Origin of the sequence: Spectribacter hydrogenoxidans, assembly GCF_031846275.1 — a bacterium.
In the GTDB taxonomy this organism is placed as follows: Bacteria; Pseudomonadota; Gammaproteobacteria; order Nevskiales; family Salinisphaeraceae; genus Spectribacter; species Spectribacter hydrogenoxidans.
The window spans coordinates 1-17,510 of record NZ_JAVRIB010000015.1 but is presented as its reverse complement, the minus strand read 5'-3'; the positions used below and the strand labels follow the sequence as shown (position 1 = coordinate 17,510).

Genomic DNA, 17,510 nt, shown 5'->3' with positions numbered 1-17,510 from the left:
ATCAGGAAACACTATGACACAAACGTATCTCACGACTAACGAGCTGTCAGCACGCATCAAGTATGACGCGAGAACAATTCGTGAACGGCTGAAGGATTCAGTCCTCCTCGAAGGACGTCATTACTTTCGGCCGTTCAACGGACGCAAGATTCTATACATCTGGGAGGCCATCGAAGCGGACATGTTCATGCAGCCGGCCTTCGATACCTCCATTCCGATGGCGAATGGAGCGAACTGCCATGTCTAGTATTCGCGCTAACAATGGCCAGCTCTTCTTCGACTTCCGCTACCAGGGCCAACGCTGCCGTGAGTACACGAAACTCACGGACAACGCGTCCAACCGGAAACGCATGCAGAAGGTGCTCGACAAGATCGAAGCCGAGATCACCCTGGGCACCTTCGACTACGCGCGCTATTTCCCGGGCAGCAAGAATGCGAGCCGGTTTGCCGGCCCTGTCGCCGCCAGTGGCACCCAGGCTGTCCAGGGCACGCCTCTATATAGAGAGTTCGCAGAGACCTGGTTTACCGAGAATCGACCCGCGTGGCGGAATTCGCATTGCGCCACCATTCGCTCCACGCTCGACCGGCACCTGATTCCCGCGTTCGGCGAGCAGCCGGTGGGCGAGATCACCAAGGCCGGGATCCTAGCGTTCCGGGCGCGGCTGGTGGAAGTGCCGGGCCGCTCGGGCAATCCGGGGCTATCAGCCAAGACGGTCAACCGCATCATCCAGATCCATGGCCAGATCCTTGGCGAGGCGGGTGAGCGCTACGACTTCACCAATCCGGTGGATCGCATCAAGCGGCTCAAGCAGCAGCGGGTGGATATTCACCCCTTCTCCATGGCCGAGGTCCGGTCCCTGATCGATACGGTGCGGCCCGATTATCGGCCGTATCTGATCGTGCGGTTCTTCACCGGCCTGCGCACGGGCGAGCTACACGGCTTGCAGTGGCGCTACGTGGACTTCGAGCGGCGCCAGATTCTGGTGCGTCGAAACCTGGTGCGCGGGCGCCTGGAAACCACCAAGACGGATGGGTCCCAGCGCGAGGTCGACCTCAGTCAGCCGGTGCTGGAGGCATTACAGGTACAGCACGAGGCCACCGCCAGCCTGTCGGACTTCGTGTTCTGCAATGCCGCCGGGGCGCCGCTGGATCTGGATAACGTCAACAACCGGGTCTGGTTCCCCCTACTTCGGTATCTGGGCCTGGAGCGGCGCCGGCCGTACCAGACCCGGCATACGGCAGCCACGCTCTGGCTGGGGGCGGGCGAGAACCCGGAGTGGGTGGCCCGACAGCTCGGCCACAGCGATACCACCATGCTGTTCAAGACCTACTCGCGATTCGTGCCGAATCTGACACGGCGCGACGGCTCGGCCATGGAGCGGCTGCTGGCCGGTCAGATCACCTCGCACAGGGACGCGCACTCAGGCGTTGGCGCAGTCCCTGCGTCCCATAACGCAACAACGCCCCATTAATAAGAAAAAGGAGGCTGTCATGACAGCACTCGACAAGGCGCCTACGCGTCTCAACAGCATCGTCCAGGGCCAGTATCTGCTGACCGACGTGACCCAGCGCCAGACATCCGGCGGCAAGTGGTTCGCCACGGCGACCCTGGAGGACAGCAGGGATTCGATCGACGCCTACGTCTGGCCGGAATCCGGCCTGCTGGGGAATCTGCCAGTCCATCGGCCCGTTCCGGTCCAGGCGGCGCTGTATGTCCGCCGATTCGGGGGCCGCGTGATCGGCGATCTGCGGGCCCTGCATACCATCAGTGAGCCGGAGATCAGGAATGCAGCCCGGCTGCTGCCGCGGTCGCTGTGTCCCGAGGCGGCCGTTGCCGCGCTCGAAGCGCTCGAGACCATGGTGGGCAAGCTGGACCCCGAGCCGCTGCGTCGTTTCATCAACCGGGTGCTACTCGATACCCGTATCAGCCCGGCGATCCTGACCTGCCGGGGGAGTCTGGGGCATCACCACGCCGCCCGAGGCGGTCTACTGATCCACAGCATGCATGTGATGGCGCTGTGTGATCGGCTGACTGAGGGAGCGCTTACACCAGTAGAGTGTGATCTCATCAAGGTCGTCGCCCTGATGCACGACTTGGGAAAAATCCGGACCGTGGGTGACAACGACACCCGGCCGGTGCACTACAAGCTGGTCGACCACGGGGTGCAGACCAGTCGTCTGCTGGATAGACACCTGGAGTGGCTGCGCTCGCGCGCGCCGGATCTGGCTGCCGCCCTGAACTACATGCTCGGGTACATCGGACAACCTAATGCGATGCGCCATCGCGCGCGTTTCGTGGGCGCCGACATCGTGGTGTACGCCGACCGGATCAGTGCCGGTCTGGCCAATGGCCGGCGTTTGTCGGCCCTACTGGGTGAGACGTTGGCCGGGCAACAGCTCGCCGCGCTACCTGTACTGGCGCATCAGACGCTGGTAAGCGAGCAGCACGCGCTGCCGCATTGACCCCACCGGCGGCCCGCCGCCGCCACAACGCGTTGCCATGCATGGCTCGGCGGCGAGCCGGGCCATGCGGGGCAACTGCATATCCGACGACGCCGATTCCGATCAATAACAACAACAAACCGGAGAAGCGCCATGAATCCATACGAGCGCCTGATGATGATCGCACTGGGCTTTATTCTCATATACGCCGCGATGCTGATACTCGGCGCGCCATGAAACGACGGTCGCGCCGGCACTACCGGTATCTGTTAACCGCCAACGGTGCCCGAGGACCACCTGTCAGATGGCGCCCTGTCCTCCTCCGGAATCAGGCCCGGTTGTCAGCGAATAGTGATACTTGCCGGCGCGCAGCAATTGGTCGAGATGAGCCCCGACACATCCATCAGCAAACTGGCCGCTCGCGATAATGCGAGCGGCCTGAGCCTTGGACACGCCGCGATAATGGTTATTTGCATCCGCTGCAGCGGTAGCCATCTCGCGAATACCGGAGACGAACTCCGGGCTGACGTATACACCCGCCCGATTCGCCGCGATGGCACACACGCCCCATCCAGCAATCAACTCGACCACGGACCAAGCCCAATAGCAACCGGCTAGCTGGTCCTCGGCCGCGGCTTCACTTTCCTCGGACAGCTGCAACGGAAAGTCTGGCCGGGGGACAGGCCATGCGGCCTCTTTCCAGGGTTCCGCGTACCGCTGAAAACCCTCGAAAACGTTGCTCGAGAACTCGAAAGCCTTCGGCAGTCTGAATGACACGCCTCTTGCCGGCGCCGCCGCAGCAGATGCTCGGATTCGTTCCATGGCGCCGTGTTCGACGCCCCGAGCTGCGTTGTAACGGGCCGCCGCCCGGTAGGCCGAGGCTTCATCCCCGAAGTGGCGATCAGCGACGCGCCAGCCACCGCCGACGTTGGCCACAGCCACGGTCAAATGCCAGTCACCCTCGATTGGTGCCGGTGCCCAGCACCACAAGTACCGGCCAAACTCTCGCGTTGCGGCGCGCAAGTGCAGTTTGGGCAGCGTCCAGCAACCACGAGGCTCTTTGCTATCTACTTCCGAGTTTCCCATGTGAGCTTCTCCATTAGTCGATGGGATGGAGTCGCTACGCTGGCTCGGGGCCCGACAGCCGCGATGGCGACGACTCTTGCCGCGTCAGGATCTGTCACGCCGTCGGAAGGGTGGCTCAGGATGGCCGTAAACTGCCAGAGACTCGATGGAATACTAGTTCGTCACCGCTAACACGTGGCTTTCGGCCTTCGAACCGGACGTCATTCCAGCTCAAGTTCCGTTCCCAAGCGTTTTTTATAGCTCGGGTCCCGATAAATCGTCTCACCATCTCTGCTTTCTATACGCCCCTTAGGACGGTAGCCGCCATCCCGCACCCGACGCGTGCCGCCGGCGTCAGGCGCACTGATCTCGCCCACGGGCTGGTAATTGGAGTCACGCACGGTATAGCTGCCGTCGGCCTGCCGGTCCAGCCGGTACTTCGCGCGGTACAGATTGTCGCGGATGATGTAGTCGTCGCCCCGCTGCTGGATATCGCCTTGCCGCTGATAGTTGCTGTCACGGATGGTCCCGGTATCGCGGTCGCCGTACTGGAATTCCGAGAGCGTCCGCATGCGGGGTTCGCCGGTTGCAACGCAACCGCTCAGAAGCACGCCCGCGACTAGCAATGACAGGAGCTGCAATGTGGGTTCTTCCAATCGGTTGATCTGGCTCATGGCATCCGCTCCCGAGACGTCGAGACTAGCCGCTTGGCAATTTTCGCGTCAGGCTGCCCGCTAGACACCGCTCACCCTGCGACGTTTGCTGCGCGCTGTCCATTATTGGCAGATCCATCCGACAGGGCGTGTCGGAAAAGCCCAGAAAACGTCACGGAGAGATCAGATATGGCCACCTCCCTGCCGGAAACATTCGCCTGGTTCGAGGCCCAGCCGTTGAAGGATCGGGAGCGCACGAGAATCTGCCAGTGCGGCACCGAGCAGGTGATTCGTCGGTCCAGAGACCGCAGTCGCATGCGGGCTGCCATGCTCAGCCTGGTGTTCGTCGATCAGTTCCTGCATCAGCATTACGGCAGCCTCCATCCCCGGTTCCGCGAGTGCTACCCCACCCCGCAGCTGGCACACCACGCCTTCCACGGCCACACCTCGCCGAGCTGGCTGGTCTATTCCCAGTACGAATACGATCCGAAGCCGGACTGGTCGCTGATTGCCGCCACCCTTCGCGATTGCCTGGATGACGCCAGAACCTGGCTCGAGGCCGAATCCGGCGAGCCCAAGCCGGACTTTTGGGTGCTCGTGCGATACGAAATCAAGCGCGAGTTCGAGTGGCAGCACCAGGACGATCTGATGGCGGCGTTGTCCTGAACACGGGCCCGTCCAATCTCGGCGACGCATTTGCAGGGCCTCGGTAGCGCTGCTAGTCTTCACATCGCGCCGATTTGAGCTCAGCTTGCGGGCGCGTAACAAATGCCGCTAAAGCGACCTGGAAAGGCCCGCTTTGGCGTATTCGCTGAGCGGGTTTTTTATTGCCCGGGTGCCGGGCAGCCGCCGATTTAAGTACCAACTTGCGGGCGGGATACAAGTACGGCTAAAGCGGCGGTATCCGGTTCACTCCCCGACCGACACCTGCCGGTGTTTCTGTTCGGGGACGAGGAATCGGATCATGACGCAGCGCTATCTCTTCACCTCCGAGTCGGTCTCCGACGGCCACCCCGACAAGCTGGCCGACCGCATCTCGGATACCGTCCTCGACCGCTGTCTGACGCTGGACGCCCACGCGCGGGTCGCCTGCGAAACCCTGCTGGCCGACAACCTCGTGGTGGTGGCCGGCGAATTCGGCTTTCGCGACGAACGGCACTTCGAGCAGCTGCGTGGCGAGCTGGACGGGCTGGTCCGTGGCGTCCTGCGCGAGACCGGCTACAACGACAGCTTTCCCGGCATCGACCCCGACCGCTGCGAGGTGCTCCTGCGGGTGCACGGCCAGTCGGTGGAGATCGCCGGGGCCGTCGTTCACGAGGATGGCGAACTCGGGGCCGGCGATCAGGGCCTGATGTTCGGATACGCCTGTGACGAGACCCCGGAGCTGATGCCATTGGCCATCCGCCTGGCACACCGGATCATGCAGCAGCACAAGCGGCTGCGCGGGGACGGCACCCTGCTCTGGCTGCGCCCGGACGCCAAGGCCCAGGTGACGCTCGGCTATGAGGACGGCCGCCCGGCGACCATTGAAACCGTAGTGGTCTCCACCCAGACCGATGGCACCCTCGATGAGATCGAGCTCCATAACCAGGTCATGCAACAGGTCGTGTCGCCGATCATGCCCAAGGCACTGATGCGCCCCCACTCCCAGTGCCTGGTCAACCCCGGCGGGCGATTCGAGGCCGGCGGCCCCCACGCGGATACCGGGCTGACCGGGCGCAAGATCATCGTGGACACCTATGGCGGGAGCTGTCCGCATGGCGGTGGCGCATTCTCGGGCAAGGACCCGACCAAGGTTGACCGGTCAGCCGCGTATGCGGCGCGATGGGTCGCCAAGACGGTGATGGCCGCGGAGCTGGCGTCGAAGGCCACCGTGCAACTGGCCTATGCGATCGGCCGAGCAGCCCCGGTGTCGGTGCGTGTGGACACTCATGGCACCGCCAGCATTGAGGAGGCGGAGATTGAACAGGCCGTCCATCGGGTCTTCGATCTGTCGCCGGCGGGCATCATCCGGGACCTCGAGCTGACACGACCGATCTATGCGGCGACCGCGGCTTTCGGCCACTTCGGGCGGGAGCTGCCGGAATTCACGTGGGAATCGACGGCCCGGGTCGATGCGCTGCGGGCAGAACTCGGGCTCGGACCCGGCGCGCCGGAAAAGCAACGGCAGCTGTCCCGCTTCATGAAGGAACTGCATGGCGCCGGGCAGGTCAGCGACGAGATGCGCGCCTGGTGGGCGAATCGCTACTGATCCTAGCATGGCGCAGTCACGCCCATCACGGCGGCGGCCGTGTGCCGGGACAGGTCGATGGCGGGAAGGCCCGCCTCGGCCATCGCCCGGCCGAGCTTTTCGACGAGGTCGGGGTTCTGCTCGTCGGGCGACGGCGGTTCGCGCAGAATCCAGCAGACGGCGGGGATGCTGGGGCCGTCGAAGAGTTCGGCGATGACGGCCTCCGGTCCGTAGACATCCAAGCCAGAGTCCCGGTAAAGCTCGCGGATTTCATCGTGGGTGAGCGAGTAAACAACCCCGAATGCATGATCACCGGGCGACCGCACAATAGTGGAGAGGTGACCAATGCAAAGCTGGTGATCCGGTACCGAGGCCAGCCGCGGGTTGCGCGGTTGCACCCCGCGGTCCGTGAGCATGCGCGGGTCGAGATAAAGACCGTAGAAGAGAATATCGGTTAACCGATCACGCGAATCACTCGTATGCATTACTGCTTAACCAGCTTGTCCGCCGAGAAACAGGCTCTCAACAATCCACGTGTTCTGTTGGAAAGGTGAGCTGAGTCCATCAGCTTCAATCAACGCCGAGCGCCTTGAACACGGCATCGACCGGGTCAGAGTAAAAGCTGACCTGAAACTTGGAGAACAATTCGCTGGGCACAGACGCAATATCTTTGGCACTGCTCATTGGTAGCAGCACCTTTTTAGCGCCGGAATCCATGCCAACCTGCAGTACTTCGGCGAGATTTTCCGTTGGAACGATGTTGCCACCTAGGCTCATGTCGCCTAGCACCAACATTTGACTCTGAAGCGGCCGCCCCATCGTGCCCGAGCAGTAAGCTAGAAATGCCGGAAGCGTCATCTGTTTGGCCGGCCCGGTATTGTTTAACTCGACGATGTGCAGGTGCAAGTCGAACTCCCCCGCCCTCGTCATGGTGCTGACGCGGGAGATATTCGCCTTGAAATAGTCGTGCGCAACCTTCAGAGGTTCTTTCGCGGCCGCGCTTGAGCCCAATCCCGAGGTTGTCAGCTTGCCATTACCACTCGTTGCCTGCGTTTCAAGTCGATATAGACCAAGGTGACCACCAGACCCGGTGGTCGCGGTATACACCGTGCCGGGGTGGCTGGGTCCCTCCGGAATCAAACCGCCGCCGCCTTGCTCGCGAACGCTCACGAAGTGCTCTTCCATCGACTCATTGTCGATGTAAGAGAAATGCACGTCATAGAATTCCATGCCGCCAATGCGCTTGAGCTGCTCCTTTACGCGCCGGCGGGCTTCCAGGGCATATTCCAGGCATCGCCGAACCGCTTCCTTGTCATGCCCCGCATGGGGGTGCAAAAGCTTCAGCAAGCCCGATGCGCTACGGCGCACGGCGATGCTATCGCGCTGATTAAGATTGTTGCCTAGCTTGAAGTAGCGATCGATCTCGTCGGAGAAGTTGCGTTTACGCATTTCACGCATGAACTCGGCAAGATAGTCGGTGATCAGACCGTACTGATTAGTAAAGAACTCTGGCCGCATCTTCGGAATCTCCCAGCCCGGGAGATAGGCGTGGAAGCGATCGAAAAAGGCCGAGTCAATCATCGCCTCCGGGAAGGGGGTCAACAGATGGCTGGTCTTCAGTAGCGACTCGACCGAATGATTGATGTTGCCGATGAACATCATGCTGGCCTGCGCGTTGATCGAGTCGCGACCTCTGGCGAACGATCCAGAAGCCATATAGTCCTTCATGATCTGGACGCCGTCGTTGTCCTTGAAGTGAATGCCGGCAACCTCGTCGAAGGTCACTACATCCCAGAGGCCAACGAGGCCCACTTGGTGGCGTGACATGTTGTAGAAGAGGTTAGCGACCGTGGTTTGCCCGCCAGATACCAGAATGGAGTTCGGACTACATTCCTTATAAACGTGGCTTTTACCGGTACCGCGCGGCCCCAGTTCACACGCGTTATAGTTGTTCTCTACAAACGGGATTAGTCGGGCCAGTAAATGCCACTTCACCCGTGTCTCGAAGTGCGATGGCTCCATGCCAGTGGAGCGCAGCAACACATCCAGCCACTCTTCTTCCGTGAACTGTGGGCGCGCATCCAGCAGGGCATCGAGATCCGTGTTCGGCATCTGGATGGGCTTTAGCTCTTGGATCGTAAACGGCGAACCGCCTTGTCCTTCCTCGTAGTAGTAACGGATAGTGGCAATGCACCAAATACCGCCAACCAGCAGCTTCTCGAAGTTTTTGACATGACGGCCTTCGATGTTCGCGTTCGTAATGCCAAGATTGGATAACATGGCCTCGAACTGATCCTTCTTCTCGTTAAGCCGAACCGTCACCTTGTCGATGATCTTGAAGCTGCCGGCTTCCCGGATCTTGGCCTTGATCTTCTCGGCCTCGTCCGGTCGCACGTAGTTTTCCGCCAGCACCTGCTTAACGCGGTCCATACCGATATCAATCTGCTCATCATCGGCCGAGGCGCAGTACATACCCAGCAGATACTCGAGAACGTACACAGGTACATTCGCGCCTTCTTTTAGGCGCTTGGTCAGATCCTTACGGACGATCTTGCCGGGGAAATACTCGATCAGCTTGGCGTCGAGATCCAAGCTGTCGCCGGTGTGGGCGGAGTTGTCAGAAATCAAAGTCATTTTCTATCGCCAAATCGATGCGCACCGGAATGCGCTGGAGTTCCACCTCGGTCTCGGCGTCACTCAGGGTGAGGTAATGCTGATCACCCTTGTGCACGGCTTGTGCGAGCAGACTGAGCGGCACCTTGGTCTGTCGCTGGTTCATATCGGTCTCGTCGCTGTCCATTCGCACCAACGCCACAGAAGAAACCGGCTCACCGTCCTGGTTGACCAACGCCACATTCACCGAGCAGGCCAGCACCCGCTCGCTGACAGCTTCGGTCTGCAGCAAGGTGAAGACATGCCGATTGGTGGTGACACGATGCTGGTGTCCAAGCACATTCACGCTTACTTTGCTCACCCGCGTCGATTCAGCTGACTTGCCGTACTTTTGACGAATCTCAATCACCGGCACAACCACCTCCTGCAACGTGGCGCCGCCGTGCACGAAACGCGCACCGCCCACAAAGTGGAAGCGTCCGGCACCCTGCGGCAGCCAGAACTCGGTGTCGCAATCCGTATCAGCTGTCACCGCTGTACGGCCATGATGCGCGTACTCGGTATCATCAAGATCATTGCCGATCAAGTACCGCTTCTTGGCCAGAATCGTGCCGGCAGGCTTTGGGCCCATGGCACTTTTGTCGACTGTTTCCAGTGGCGTCTCGCGGAACAGGAAGCCATGATCGGCGGTGATTGTGATGGCCGTGGCATTGGCGTTGTTTACCAGTCGCCCGACCAGATCAGCCAGTTCATTGATGGCCTGTCGGCAGGCCGTCCAGGTATGTGATTCGGTGCTCGCAGAATCGCCCATCGCATCGATGGTGTTGTGGTAGATGTATACCACCCGATACGGCCGCACCAGGTCACGCAAGTCTTGCTTGCCCATGTTGGCCAGCGTTTCGCCTTTGAGCGCCACGCCTTTGACGCCGTCAAGAATCTTGCTGCGGTTCTCCAGTCCATCTGTCGAACAGCCATCCGCCTGCACTGTGCCCTTGTCGGTGTAACTCAAGTGCTGGTGCGGCAGGAGACTAGCCATGCCCAGCTTGGTGTAGCTCGGCAGCACACCGAGTTGGCTTGAGAGCTTGGCTTCCACACGCTCGCGGCCATTGATCTGCGTCTTGAGCTCTTCAGCTACCTCGTAGCGCAGGGCATCGCTGATGATCACGAACATCCGGCGCTCATCGCCGCCTTTCACGTAAGGCGCGATGACACGGCTATAGAAGCCCTGCTGGTTGTCGATGCCGGTGATCTTCCAGGTGTCGAGCAAGCCTGCTTTCAGATGGCCATCCCAGTGGGCAGCGAGCTTGGACAGATAGCCATTCAGATACCGGGCTTCGACCTGTTCATCCAGCGGCGCCATCGCATCCGGATAACGGCTGGAAACCTTATCCGCTGCCTCGTGAAATTGCCGATACAGTTGGTCGATCTCGAACAGGGTATCGGTGTATGCCCGATAGGCTTCGTCGGCGCCGGCGTAAGTGAACTGCCGGGCATGGGCATCGATCGCTGCGAATAGATCCGTTGCTGCCAGAAGCGCCAGATAATAGCTACGCCATGTTGATCGCTTGCCAACCGCGGTATCAAGACAGCGGGTATTGGCCCAGAACCCTTCCATCCGACCCGTCGCAATGCGGCGAATGTCGGCGGCAACGCCTGCAGCGTGGTTATCCAGCAATAGATCACGCAACCCATTGGCAACGATCCGCTCGAGCTCCACGAAGGTGGCACAAATGCCTACGTCATCAGGCGCCAGCCCACTCAGGTGCGTCCTGACCTGCAACTCGTCCGCCACACGCGCGGACAGACGGTCGTACATCTCCTGACGGGTCGAAGAATCACGCCATTGGGACAGGAACACGGCCACCGAAGACATGCGCGCATCGGGCAAAACCAACTTCGCCAACCCCGGCGGCAATTCCGCGTGCAAGCCCTGTGCAAGATCGGTCACGAACAAGCGCAGGACCAGCCGAGCCAGAGACGGCGCTTTATCGCGATAACCGAATTGCGTTTCGATCAGCCGCCAGGCGAAGTCCTCCAGACCGTATTTGCCCAATTCGCGCCACAGAGGCGACTCATCTGCCGGCGTGCCGACCTCCAGCGCCGCCACGTCGCAGAGCAAATCCATCAGCAGCGTGAAGGCATCGGCAGAGGGGCTGCGCGCCAGCACCGCCCAGATCTTCGCATCGATGTCGCGGGCGTGATCGTCAGGCTGGATCTTGGCCGCCAGCCTTGCCGTGCGTTCCTTGCTGGCGAAAAAGCGCGCGCGTGACTTCAGATGATCGCGCACGCCCGCGCTGCGCAGGCCAAGATCCTGCTGCAGCATGGACGTGGCGTCCGCCGCGAACGGTGCGGCATACAGGCGCACGTCCAACAGCCAGTCATCATCTGGGTCGGGCGCGGGTTGGCTTTCGTAAAGCACGATGGCGGGATCGTCCTCATCCAGTTCGATGCGGCGTTTGATGGCCAGTGCGGCGCTATCCTGCAAAGCGATGAACTCAGCACCGTCCAGTGTCAGCTCACCCACTGCATCAAGAAACTCCGCTTCAGGATCAGACCACCAGATCACCCGATGCCCATCAGCCAGCAACTTGCTCAGGCCGGCTGTGATGCGATCTGGCACGGCACTCGCGCTCATTCCTTCCCTCCATAGTTGTAGTGCGTAGCGAGCACTTCCTCGAGCGCCGCGAGATCGCGCTGCCGAGCATCAGGCTTCATCTTCCCGATGTTCTGTAGCTTCCAGCGAACACCTGGCAATTCCTGAACATGCGGATACGGCAGATGCGACCAGTCCGGCTCCCCGCGCTTTACGCTCAGCAGGAAGGCACAGTCAGCCGGGGTCAGCATTTCACGCAGCCGTGCCAGCAATTCCTCACGCGCATGCTCGAGTTCCTCAACCTGCACAGGCTCGCGCGTCATTCCCTGGAATTGATTGATGAAAGTCTCGCGGATGTCGGCCAGTCTTGGGGCCAGCAATTCCCGAATGGGGCGACGATGGCTGATCAGATAGACGAGAAAGCCCTCGATCACGTCGCGGGTTGGCCCATCTTCATCCAGCAAGAGCTTCACATCAAACAGGTCGCGCGGATGCTGGCGATCCAGAGCCGCGCAGATCTTGCCGCCGTAGAGGTCGGCCAGATCGAGTACAGGCATGCGGGCAAATCCGAACTCGTCCTCCGCGAGATCCCTAATATCCATGGACTTCGGCGGCTTCAAACAGCCGCGAAGCACCGGATTGACCTCAACCTTGATGCGCGCCTTCGCGCGCTCGACGTAAAGCAGCAAACCCTCGCCACGGTTCTCCATCAGGTCTACGCGAGCACCGGTCGCCTCAGCAACGCGCCGGCCAATTCTTTGCAGTGCAGCCCGAGCATTGGGCAATGCCACCCCGCGTTCTTCCAGCGGCAGATACGTGAGGTCGATATCCACCGAGAGCCGAGGAAGGTCACGAACGAACAGATTGATTGCTGTACCGCCTTTCAAGGCGAAGCATGGCTCTTCCGCCACCAGCGGCAACGTGGAAACCAGCAACCGAACCTGTGCTTCGTAGATCGGTCTAGCCATGGAGCAAGCTCCGGCTGACCGTGATGCCGTATTGCGGGTGCATAGCGCCCCCAGCCCACAGCTGGCGTTTGCCACTCCCCAGGTTGAGCTGATCTCGATCCAGGCGCTCGGTCCAGGGATGTTTGTAGTACTCGCCCAGCAAAAGAACGAGGCGACTAGCCTTGACCGAGCGGCATGCCGCCAGCAATCGGTTCATGCGCTTGGGACGCAGCGTCAGCAGTGATTCCATCGCGTGCTGCAACTGCTCAAAACTGTGCTCATCCCTGACTAGACTCGCGAGTTCGATAGCAGCCTGTTCGGGGCAAGACACCTTCAATTGCTGGTCTTGCCAGTCCACCATTTGCCAAGCGACATCACTAACATCTTCAACAAAGGGGCTTGCTCGGTGCAGTGAGACCTCCGGGCCCCAGTCCCGTCGCTTGAACCAGGCAGGAAGCTGAAATTTTGGTTCCGAGAAGAGAGTTACCTGTGGTCCCCTGCCAAAGCTTCCGCTTCCATATCCCCCCGCACCGAATCCGACGTTCTGACTATAGCCCTGCATAGCAAGAGCTGTGATGCCGCCCGGCCATACGGGCGCTTTGACCTGCTGCAGGCCCCAGATAGCCCCCTGCCAAGTCGGCTTTCCTCTGCTCGCCGCATAGCCCCCCACGCCCACTCGCTGGAGCCAGCCCGAACGCACGTAGTGCTTGGCAAGATCGCGGCTGACGCTGCGCTGTTCCAGCCAGGCGTTCCCGACGACGGCTCCTTGCGGGAGCTCAGCTATTAGGTTTGAAATGCGCGTCATAGAGGTAGCAATATTACCCTCGTGTGCGCGCATGTAAACCCTTGATCAGAGACGTCGCCCAATTTCGCGAAACCATAGCTCGACTTCGCCATCCGGATCGCGTTCCCGAATGCGGGTTGCCGTCATCCTCGCAAACGCGAAGCTGAGCTTCTGCTTGGACTTGGAATCGCCCATCGGGTTGTCCAATCCTCGGTGTCGAGCAAACGCAAGGCCGAATGCCTTTGGCGGCGCGGGGCTCTGGTCATCTGGATGATCGACAACGTCGATGCCGAACCCGAATTCGTCTTCCACCGCATCGCTGTGCAGGTAGCATTCGATTTCGTGCTTCCGGGTCAAAGTCGCCCAGGAATTCAGGTCGTCAGTACGTGCATTCACCTCATCGACAGCGGCCTGATACTTTCCAACGTCACTGTCGTAGATGTGGACCTCGGGACGACCCAAACCCTTCAAGTAGTGCTCAGTCACCCAGTGCTTGAGTGTCGAACCCCCAGCCACGACGAACGCGCAGCGTGTATCCGTCGACAAGTCTGGGATCGTCGGATCCTCTTGATGGAACGCTCGGCTCAACCCCTGCAGCGCCGCGACGTCCGTTGGGCCCTCTACGCACACCAGAACTTTCACCCGACTGTCTGGCAACAAGCCGAGCGTCTCTGCAACATTACCAAAGACAGCTGCACCTGACCCGATGTCAGGCGTTTGAAACGGCTGGCCATGAAGAAACCGCACGCTGTCAGCCGGCAATTCGCTCGCAAGCCCCGGGCTGTGCGTCGTCAGGATTACCTGACAGCCATCCTCGGCAGCCAAAGTCTTGAACGCATCGATCAGAATCCGCTGATTAGTCGGGTGCTGAGATGTTTCAGGCTCCTCCACCCCGTAGATGATTTGTGCTCTGGACGAAGTCGCCATCTTGCGCTCGGCTTCCGCCTTGAAGAAACTCACCAGGATCAGCCGCCGCACGCCACTGCCCCGCTTGTTCAGTGGGATGTTCTCGTCAGTTTCCATACCCATGCTGAACAGCCCGTTCCACTTGGCCGGGGTCGGCGGCGTGAAACGCGGCGACAGCGACTGCGCGAGGTTCGAGTCAATGGATTGCAGTGCCTTGTGTGTCAGATCGGCAATCTCCTCCGCGCGCTCCTGGACTTTGTGCTGGATGGTTTCGATTTCAGCCTTGACCTCCGCGATAGCCGAAGCAATGGCCGCCTTCATTGGCGTCTGTACTTCACCGTCAGAATCTTTGCTAGGCCGGTCGCTCTGAAACAGAGCGAATATCGGCAAATGCCGCTCAACCTGCTCCCAGATGCGCTTGCTATCCTCCTTCGGCTTCGAGATTGGAATCCCCACTTCGCCAAGCTCCAGATCTTCAACCGAGCTCCATAACGCATGCCGCATCGCAGGGTTTCCCTTCAACGGCCCGTCCGGGACGCGCAGTTTGACCAGCTCCTGCAAATCCTTCTCCTTGAGCTCCAGCAGATTATTGAGCCCCTCGACGCGCGGGTGATTGGCGACAATGAATGCGTCCTCACTCGGCTTGGACTTGCTGCAGTCGAAGTCCTTGCGAATCACAAGTGTCCCCGCCTGACTCAGCAGGTATTCGCCCGCAAGCGTCGTCGGTGCTCCTGAATCCAGAGTGAGCTCGTGCGGCAATTGGTCAAATTCGGCGGTGATAACGGCTACCGACGAATCGGTTCTGACGCTCGCATCCGACGACTCCATCTTCACAACATCACTGTTGAAGAAAATCTCCAGTGCTTCGAGCACAGTTGATTTACCAACATCGTTACGGCCGATGATGGTGGTCACATCATCGAACGCCAGACGGCGAGGCTCAGCGTAGGCGCGAAAATTCTCCAAAGTGATAGCTTTTAGGCGCATGGCATATTCCCCAGCAGTGTCATACGGGGCGTCGCGAGTGCGGCAAGCGTTTTCATCGCGATCGAGCGCTCTTCCCCGTAACCGCCTTCACTTCCGCCAGCAGATCCCCGAACTTGCCGTAGTTGACCTTCACGCCATCGTCGAGGTCGAGGGTGATGCGTTGGTCGGCGTAGTGGCGGAGGTTTTCGTCGTAGCGGCGGAGTTCGTCGAGTTGTTTGGTGAGTTTGTCGCGTTGTTTTTGCAGGCGTTTGGTTTCGGCACTGGAGGTGGCGGCGTGGATGTCTTGTTCGAGGCTGTCGATGCGGGATTGCATGCGGGACTGGAGGGGGACGACGTATTCCATGCGCATACGGGAGAGTGTGCCGGCGTTGTAGCGGTGCAGGTACACGAGGGCTTCGAAGGCTTTGTGTTTGCCGGAGCTGAACAGCCAGTAGATGGGCCGCTTTTTGTAGGTTTGCAGGTGGTCTTTGTAGAGGTCGCGGCTGAGGTAGCGACGGATGGTGTCGTCGGCGGATTCGCTGGCTTTTTGCCCCAAGGATTCGGCGAGCCAGGCCATGTTTTCGGCCTCCGTCTCCTCGCCCCAGACGACGCGGACGAATTCGCGGATGCGGTTGGCGCCGTCGTCGTCGAACCAGGCTTCGTCGGTGATGGGGACGATGCCGTCGTCGTCGGCCGGGAAGGTGGTGTAGCGACTGGGGTCGAAGCCCTCGTTGCCGGCGTGGGCGTAGATCAGGCCGGGGGAGTCTAGGCTGTAGCGGCCCATCATACAGCCAACAGAAAAGGAAACAAGCTCAACAGAAGCATCTTTTCTGGCAAAGGTCATTTTGACCTCGCAATCAGGTTCTGAACGGTAGCGATAATCTAGATTCGACGTAAGAGTGATTTCACTTTTGTCTACCGCATAAGAGAGATCATTTGAAAGACCAAAACACTCAATGAACGCCGAGTTGTTATCTTCCTCCAGCGCCTGTGCCCGAGCGGCGTGTTCTTCAACCCGAGTAATCCAACCACCGAAATTATGTTGAATCCCACCCCCTCCGGCTTGGGGGTTCGAAATCAACGGATGTGCATTGAAGTTCCATGACCTTTCATACATATCCCAGTCATCTTCCGATATTTTGATTAGTTCACGAACATTTTTCTCGATTCTTCGAGCAATGCTTTGTGATTTACTTAGCAGCAACGGCAGACTCTCAAAATTACCAACCTGAAAACTCATTGTTGGATTTAGAGCTGGCGCCAGCTCTCGAACAATTGGCGTATTACAAAAACCCAAAATGAAATGAAGAGAAAAAGCACCCGCTTTATTAAAAGCGGACATGCCTTTGGCTTCAGGAATGAAACCTTGTTCGAAATACCGAAAGGCAGGCTGCCCTGATGCAATGTCCGACCAGCTTATTGACTCATTGAAATATCTTTCCTTAGCCCGAACCGGCGAGCCGCAGAAATGCAAATCGACATTATTGTACTTATGGATATCCAATCCCCGACGCTCCCAATTTACTAAATAATCCTTATTTCCAGACCATTTCCTAAATCCCCCGCCTTTATTACATGGGAACCACTTGCGTTGAGTTTGTTCTGCATGATCCTGAGACTGAACATGATAGGCAACCTTGCGTTGATCAATCTCGAACCAATAACGCAAGAATCTATCATTGTTCCCTGTCTGCAGTCCTGCTGCTGCGTGAAGCAAGTCCCCAAGCAACGCACCATCCTCGTACATTTTTACTATGCTACCCGGCAGCCAATAGGCTATCGGGCTTCCTGGAATTTTAATTAAATCGGCCTGAGACTTATTTTCAAATCTCATTGATCCAGATTTAAGTGCAGCATCTTTCTCAGTTTCACTGCCTTCTGTTAGACGCAGAAAAACAGGCTTGTATGACGGCGCCCCACTATTCAGGACAGTGAAAGCAGTGGCTTTTACAACCTCTCCGGATATTTCTGAGAACGCCCTCGCTCCCAAATGAGCCATCGAAAAAATCAATTTTCTTTCAATAATCTCAGTCCGAATTTGTTCAAATCGCGGCAAGAACATCCAACTATGCATGGTCACCATGCTGATTTGTCCAGAGGACTTACACCAACCAAAACCTCGCTCAATAAACATAGCGAATAAATCCGCCTTGCTAGCCGGGAAAGCCTTTTTCGCCCAAGCTTTGATGTCGGCATTCATGCCTTTGCCTCCCATATATGGAGGATTCGCCACCACCGCATCAAAAGCTTTCGCTAGTACCTCCGCCTGCGCCACCAGTAGCAGGAGAGTCTCCGCCGCATCCCGCCCCAG

Annotated in this window: 14 protein-coding genes and 1 riboswitch; of the genes, 5 read left to right on the top strand and 9 right to left on the bottom strand. The window is 59.2% G+C overall.

All coding sequences use genetic code 11. From position 1 onward, the window contains the following. Positions 1-13 precede the first annotated feature (13 nt). From RM532_RS13210 to RM532_RS13200, 3 genes are read left to right on the top strand one after another with little or no spacing between them, the layout of a single operon-like run. The gene (locus RM532_RS13210) at positions 14-247 is read left to right on the top strand and encodes a hypothetical protein (RefSeq protein WP_311653808.1); all 234 of its coding nucleotides are present in this window, start codon (positions 14-16) and stop codon (positions 245-247) included. Then, positions 240-1,472, top strand: a complete 1,233-nt coding sequence (locus tag RM532_RS13205; RefSeq protein ID WP_311653807.1) for an Arm DNA-binding domain-containing protein — start codon at positions 240-242, stop codon at positions 1,470-1,472. The genes RM532_RS13210 and RM532_RS13205 overlap by 8 nt, the downstream gene beginning before the upstream one ends. 19 nt (positions 1,473-1,491) lie before the next feature. Next, the gene (locus RM532_RS13200) at positions 1,492-2,463 is read left to right on the top strand and encodes an HD domain-containing protein (protein ID WP_311653806.1); all 972 of its coding nucleotides are present in this window, start codon (positions 1,492-1,494) and stop codon (positions 2,461-2,463) included. Positions 2,464-2,742: 279 nt separating this feature from the next. On the opposite strand, the gene RM532_RS13195 is transcribed toward RM532_RS13200, so the two are convergent. Both RM532_RS13195 and RM532_RS13190 read right to left on the bottom strand, forming a co-directional pair. Then, positions 2,743-3,528 (bottom strand): hypothetical protein, encoded by a 786-nt coding sequence (locus RM532_RS13195; protein ID WP_311653805.1) that lies wholly within the window; start codon positions 3,526-3,528, stop codon positions 2,743-2,745. Positions 3,529-3,728: 200 nt separating this feature from the next. Further along, positions 3,729-4,181 (bottom strand): hypothetical protein, encoded by a 453-nt coding sequence (locus RM532_RS13190; RefSeq protein WP_311653804.1) that lies wholly within the window; start codon positions 4,179-4,181, stop codon positions 3,729-3,731. 168 nt (positions 4,182-4,349) lie between these two features. On the opposite strand from RM532_RS13190, the gene RM532_RS13185 reads away from it, so the two are divergent. Together RM532_RS13185 and metK are read left to right on the top strand one after the other, a co-directional pair. Then, positions 4,350-4,826 carry a hypothetical protein gene (locus tag RM532_RS13185; protein WP_311653803.1) on the top strand — a complete coding sequence of 159 codons (477 nt, stop codon included), beginning with the start codon at positions 4,350-4,352 and terminating at the stop codon, positions 4,824-4,826. 56 nt (positions 4,827-4,882) lie between these two features. Further along, positions 4,883-4,959, top strand: a riboswitch (SAM riboswitch). A 165-nt stretch (positions 4,960-5,124) separates the two neighbouring features. Continuing rightward, positions 5,125-6,411, top strand: a complete 1,287-nt coding sequence (gene metK / locus RM532_RS13180) for a methionine adenosyltransferase (protein ID WP_349255326.1) — start codon at positions 5,125-5,127, stop codon at positions 6,409-6,411. A 2-nt stretch (positions 6,412-6,413) separates the two neighbouring features. Here the strand turns inward: metK and RM532_RS13175 are convergent, their stop codons facing one another. The 7 genes from RM532_RS13175 to pglX form a co-directional block, all read right to left on the bottom strand. Then, the gene (locus RM532_RS13175; RefSeq protein ID WP_311653802.1) at positions 6,414-6,806 is read right to left on the bottom strand and encodes a hypothetical protein; all 393 of its coding nucleotides are present in this window, start codon (positions 6,804-6,806) and stop codon (positions 6,414-6,416) included. Between the two features lie 154 nt (positions 6,807-6,960). Next, the gene (brxL, locus tag RM532_RS13170; RefSeq protein ID WP_311653801.1) at positions 6,961-9,024 is read right to left on the bottom strand and encodes a protease Lon-related BREX system protein BrxL; all 2,064 of its coding nucleotides are present in this window, start codon (positions 9,022-9,024) and stop codon (positions 6,961-6,963) included. Beyond that, positions 9,008-11,638 carry a BREX-1 system phosphatase PglZ type A gene (gene pglZ, locus RM532_RS13165; protein WP_311653800.1) on the bottom strand — a complete coding sequence of 877 codons (2,631 nt, stop codon included), beginning with the start codon at positions 11,636-11,638 and terminating at the stop codon, positions 9,008-9,010. The genes brxL and pglZ overlap by 17 nt, the downstream gene beginning before the upstream one ends. Beyond that, entirely contained in the window at positions 11,635-12,564 is a 930-nt protein-coding gene (locus tag RM532_RS13160) for a nucleotidyl transferase AbiEii/AbiGii toxin family protein (RefSeq protein ID WP_311653799.1), read from the bottom strand. The genes pglZ and RM532_RS13160 overlap by 4 nt, the downstream gene beginning before the upstream one ends. Further along, complete coding sequence (locus RM532_RS13155; RefSeq protein ID WP_311653798.1) at positions 12,557-13,381, bottom strand: type IV toxin-antitoxin system AbiEi family antitoxin domain-containing protein; 825 nt, start codon at positions 13,379-13,381, stop codon at positions 12,557-12,559. The genes RM532_RS13160 and RM532_RS13155 overlap by 8 nt, the downstream gene beginning before the upstream one ends. Before the next feature lie 12 nt (positions 13,382-13,393). Further along, complete coding sequence (locus RM532_RS13150; RefSeq protein WP_311653797.1) at positions 13,394-15,220, bottom strand: ATP-binding protein; 1,827 nt, start codon at positions 15,218-15,220, stop codon at positions 13,394-13,396. 52 nt (positions 15,221-15,272) lie between these two features. Continuing rightward, positions 15,273-17,510: BREX-1 system adenine-specific DNA-methyltransferase PglX (pglX, locus tag RM532_RS13145; RefSeq protein ID WP_311653796.1), on the bottom strand; the 2,238-nt coding region annotated here is incomplete at its 5' end.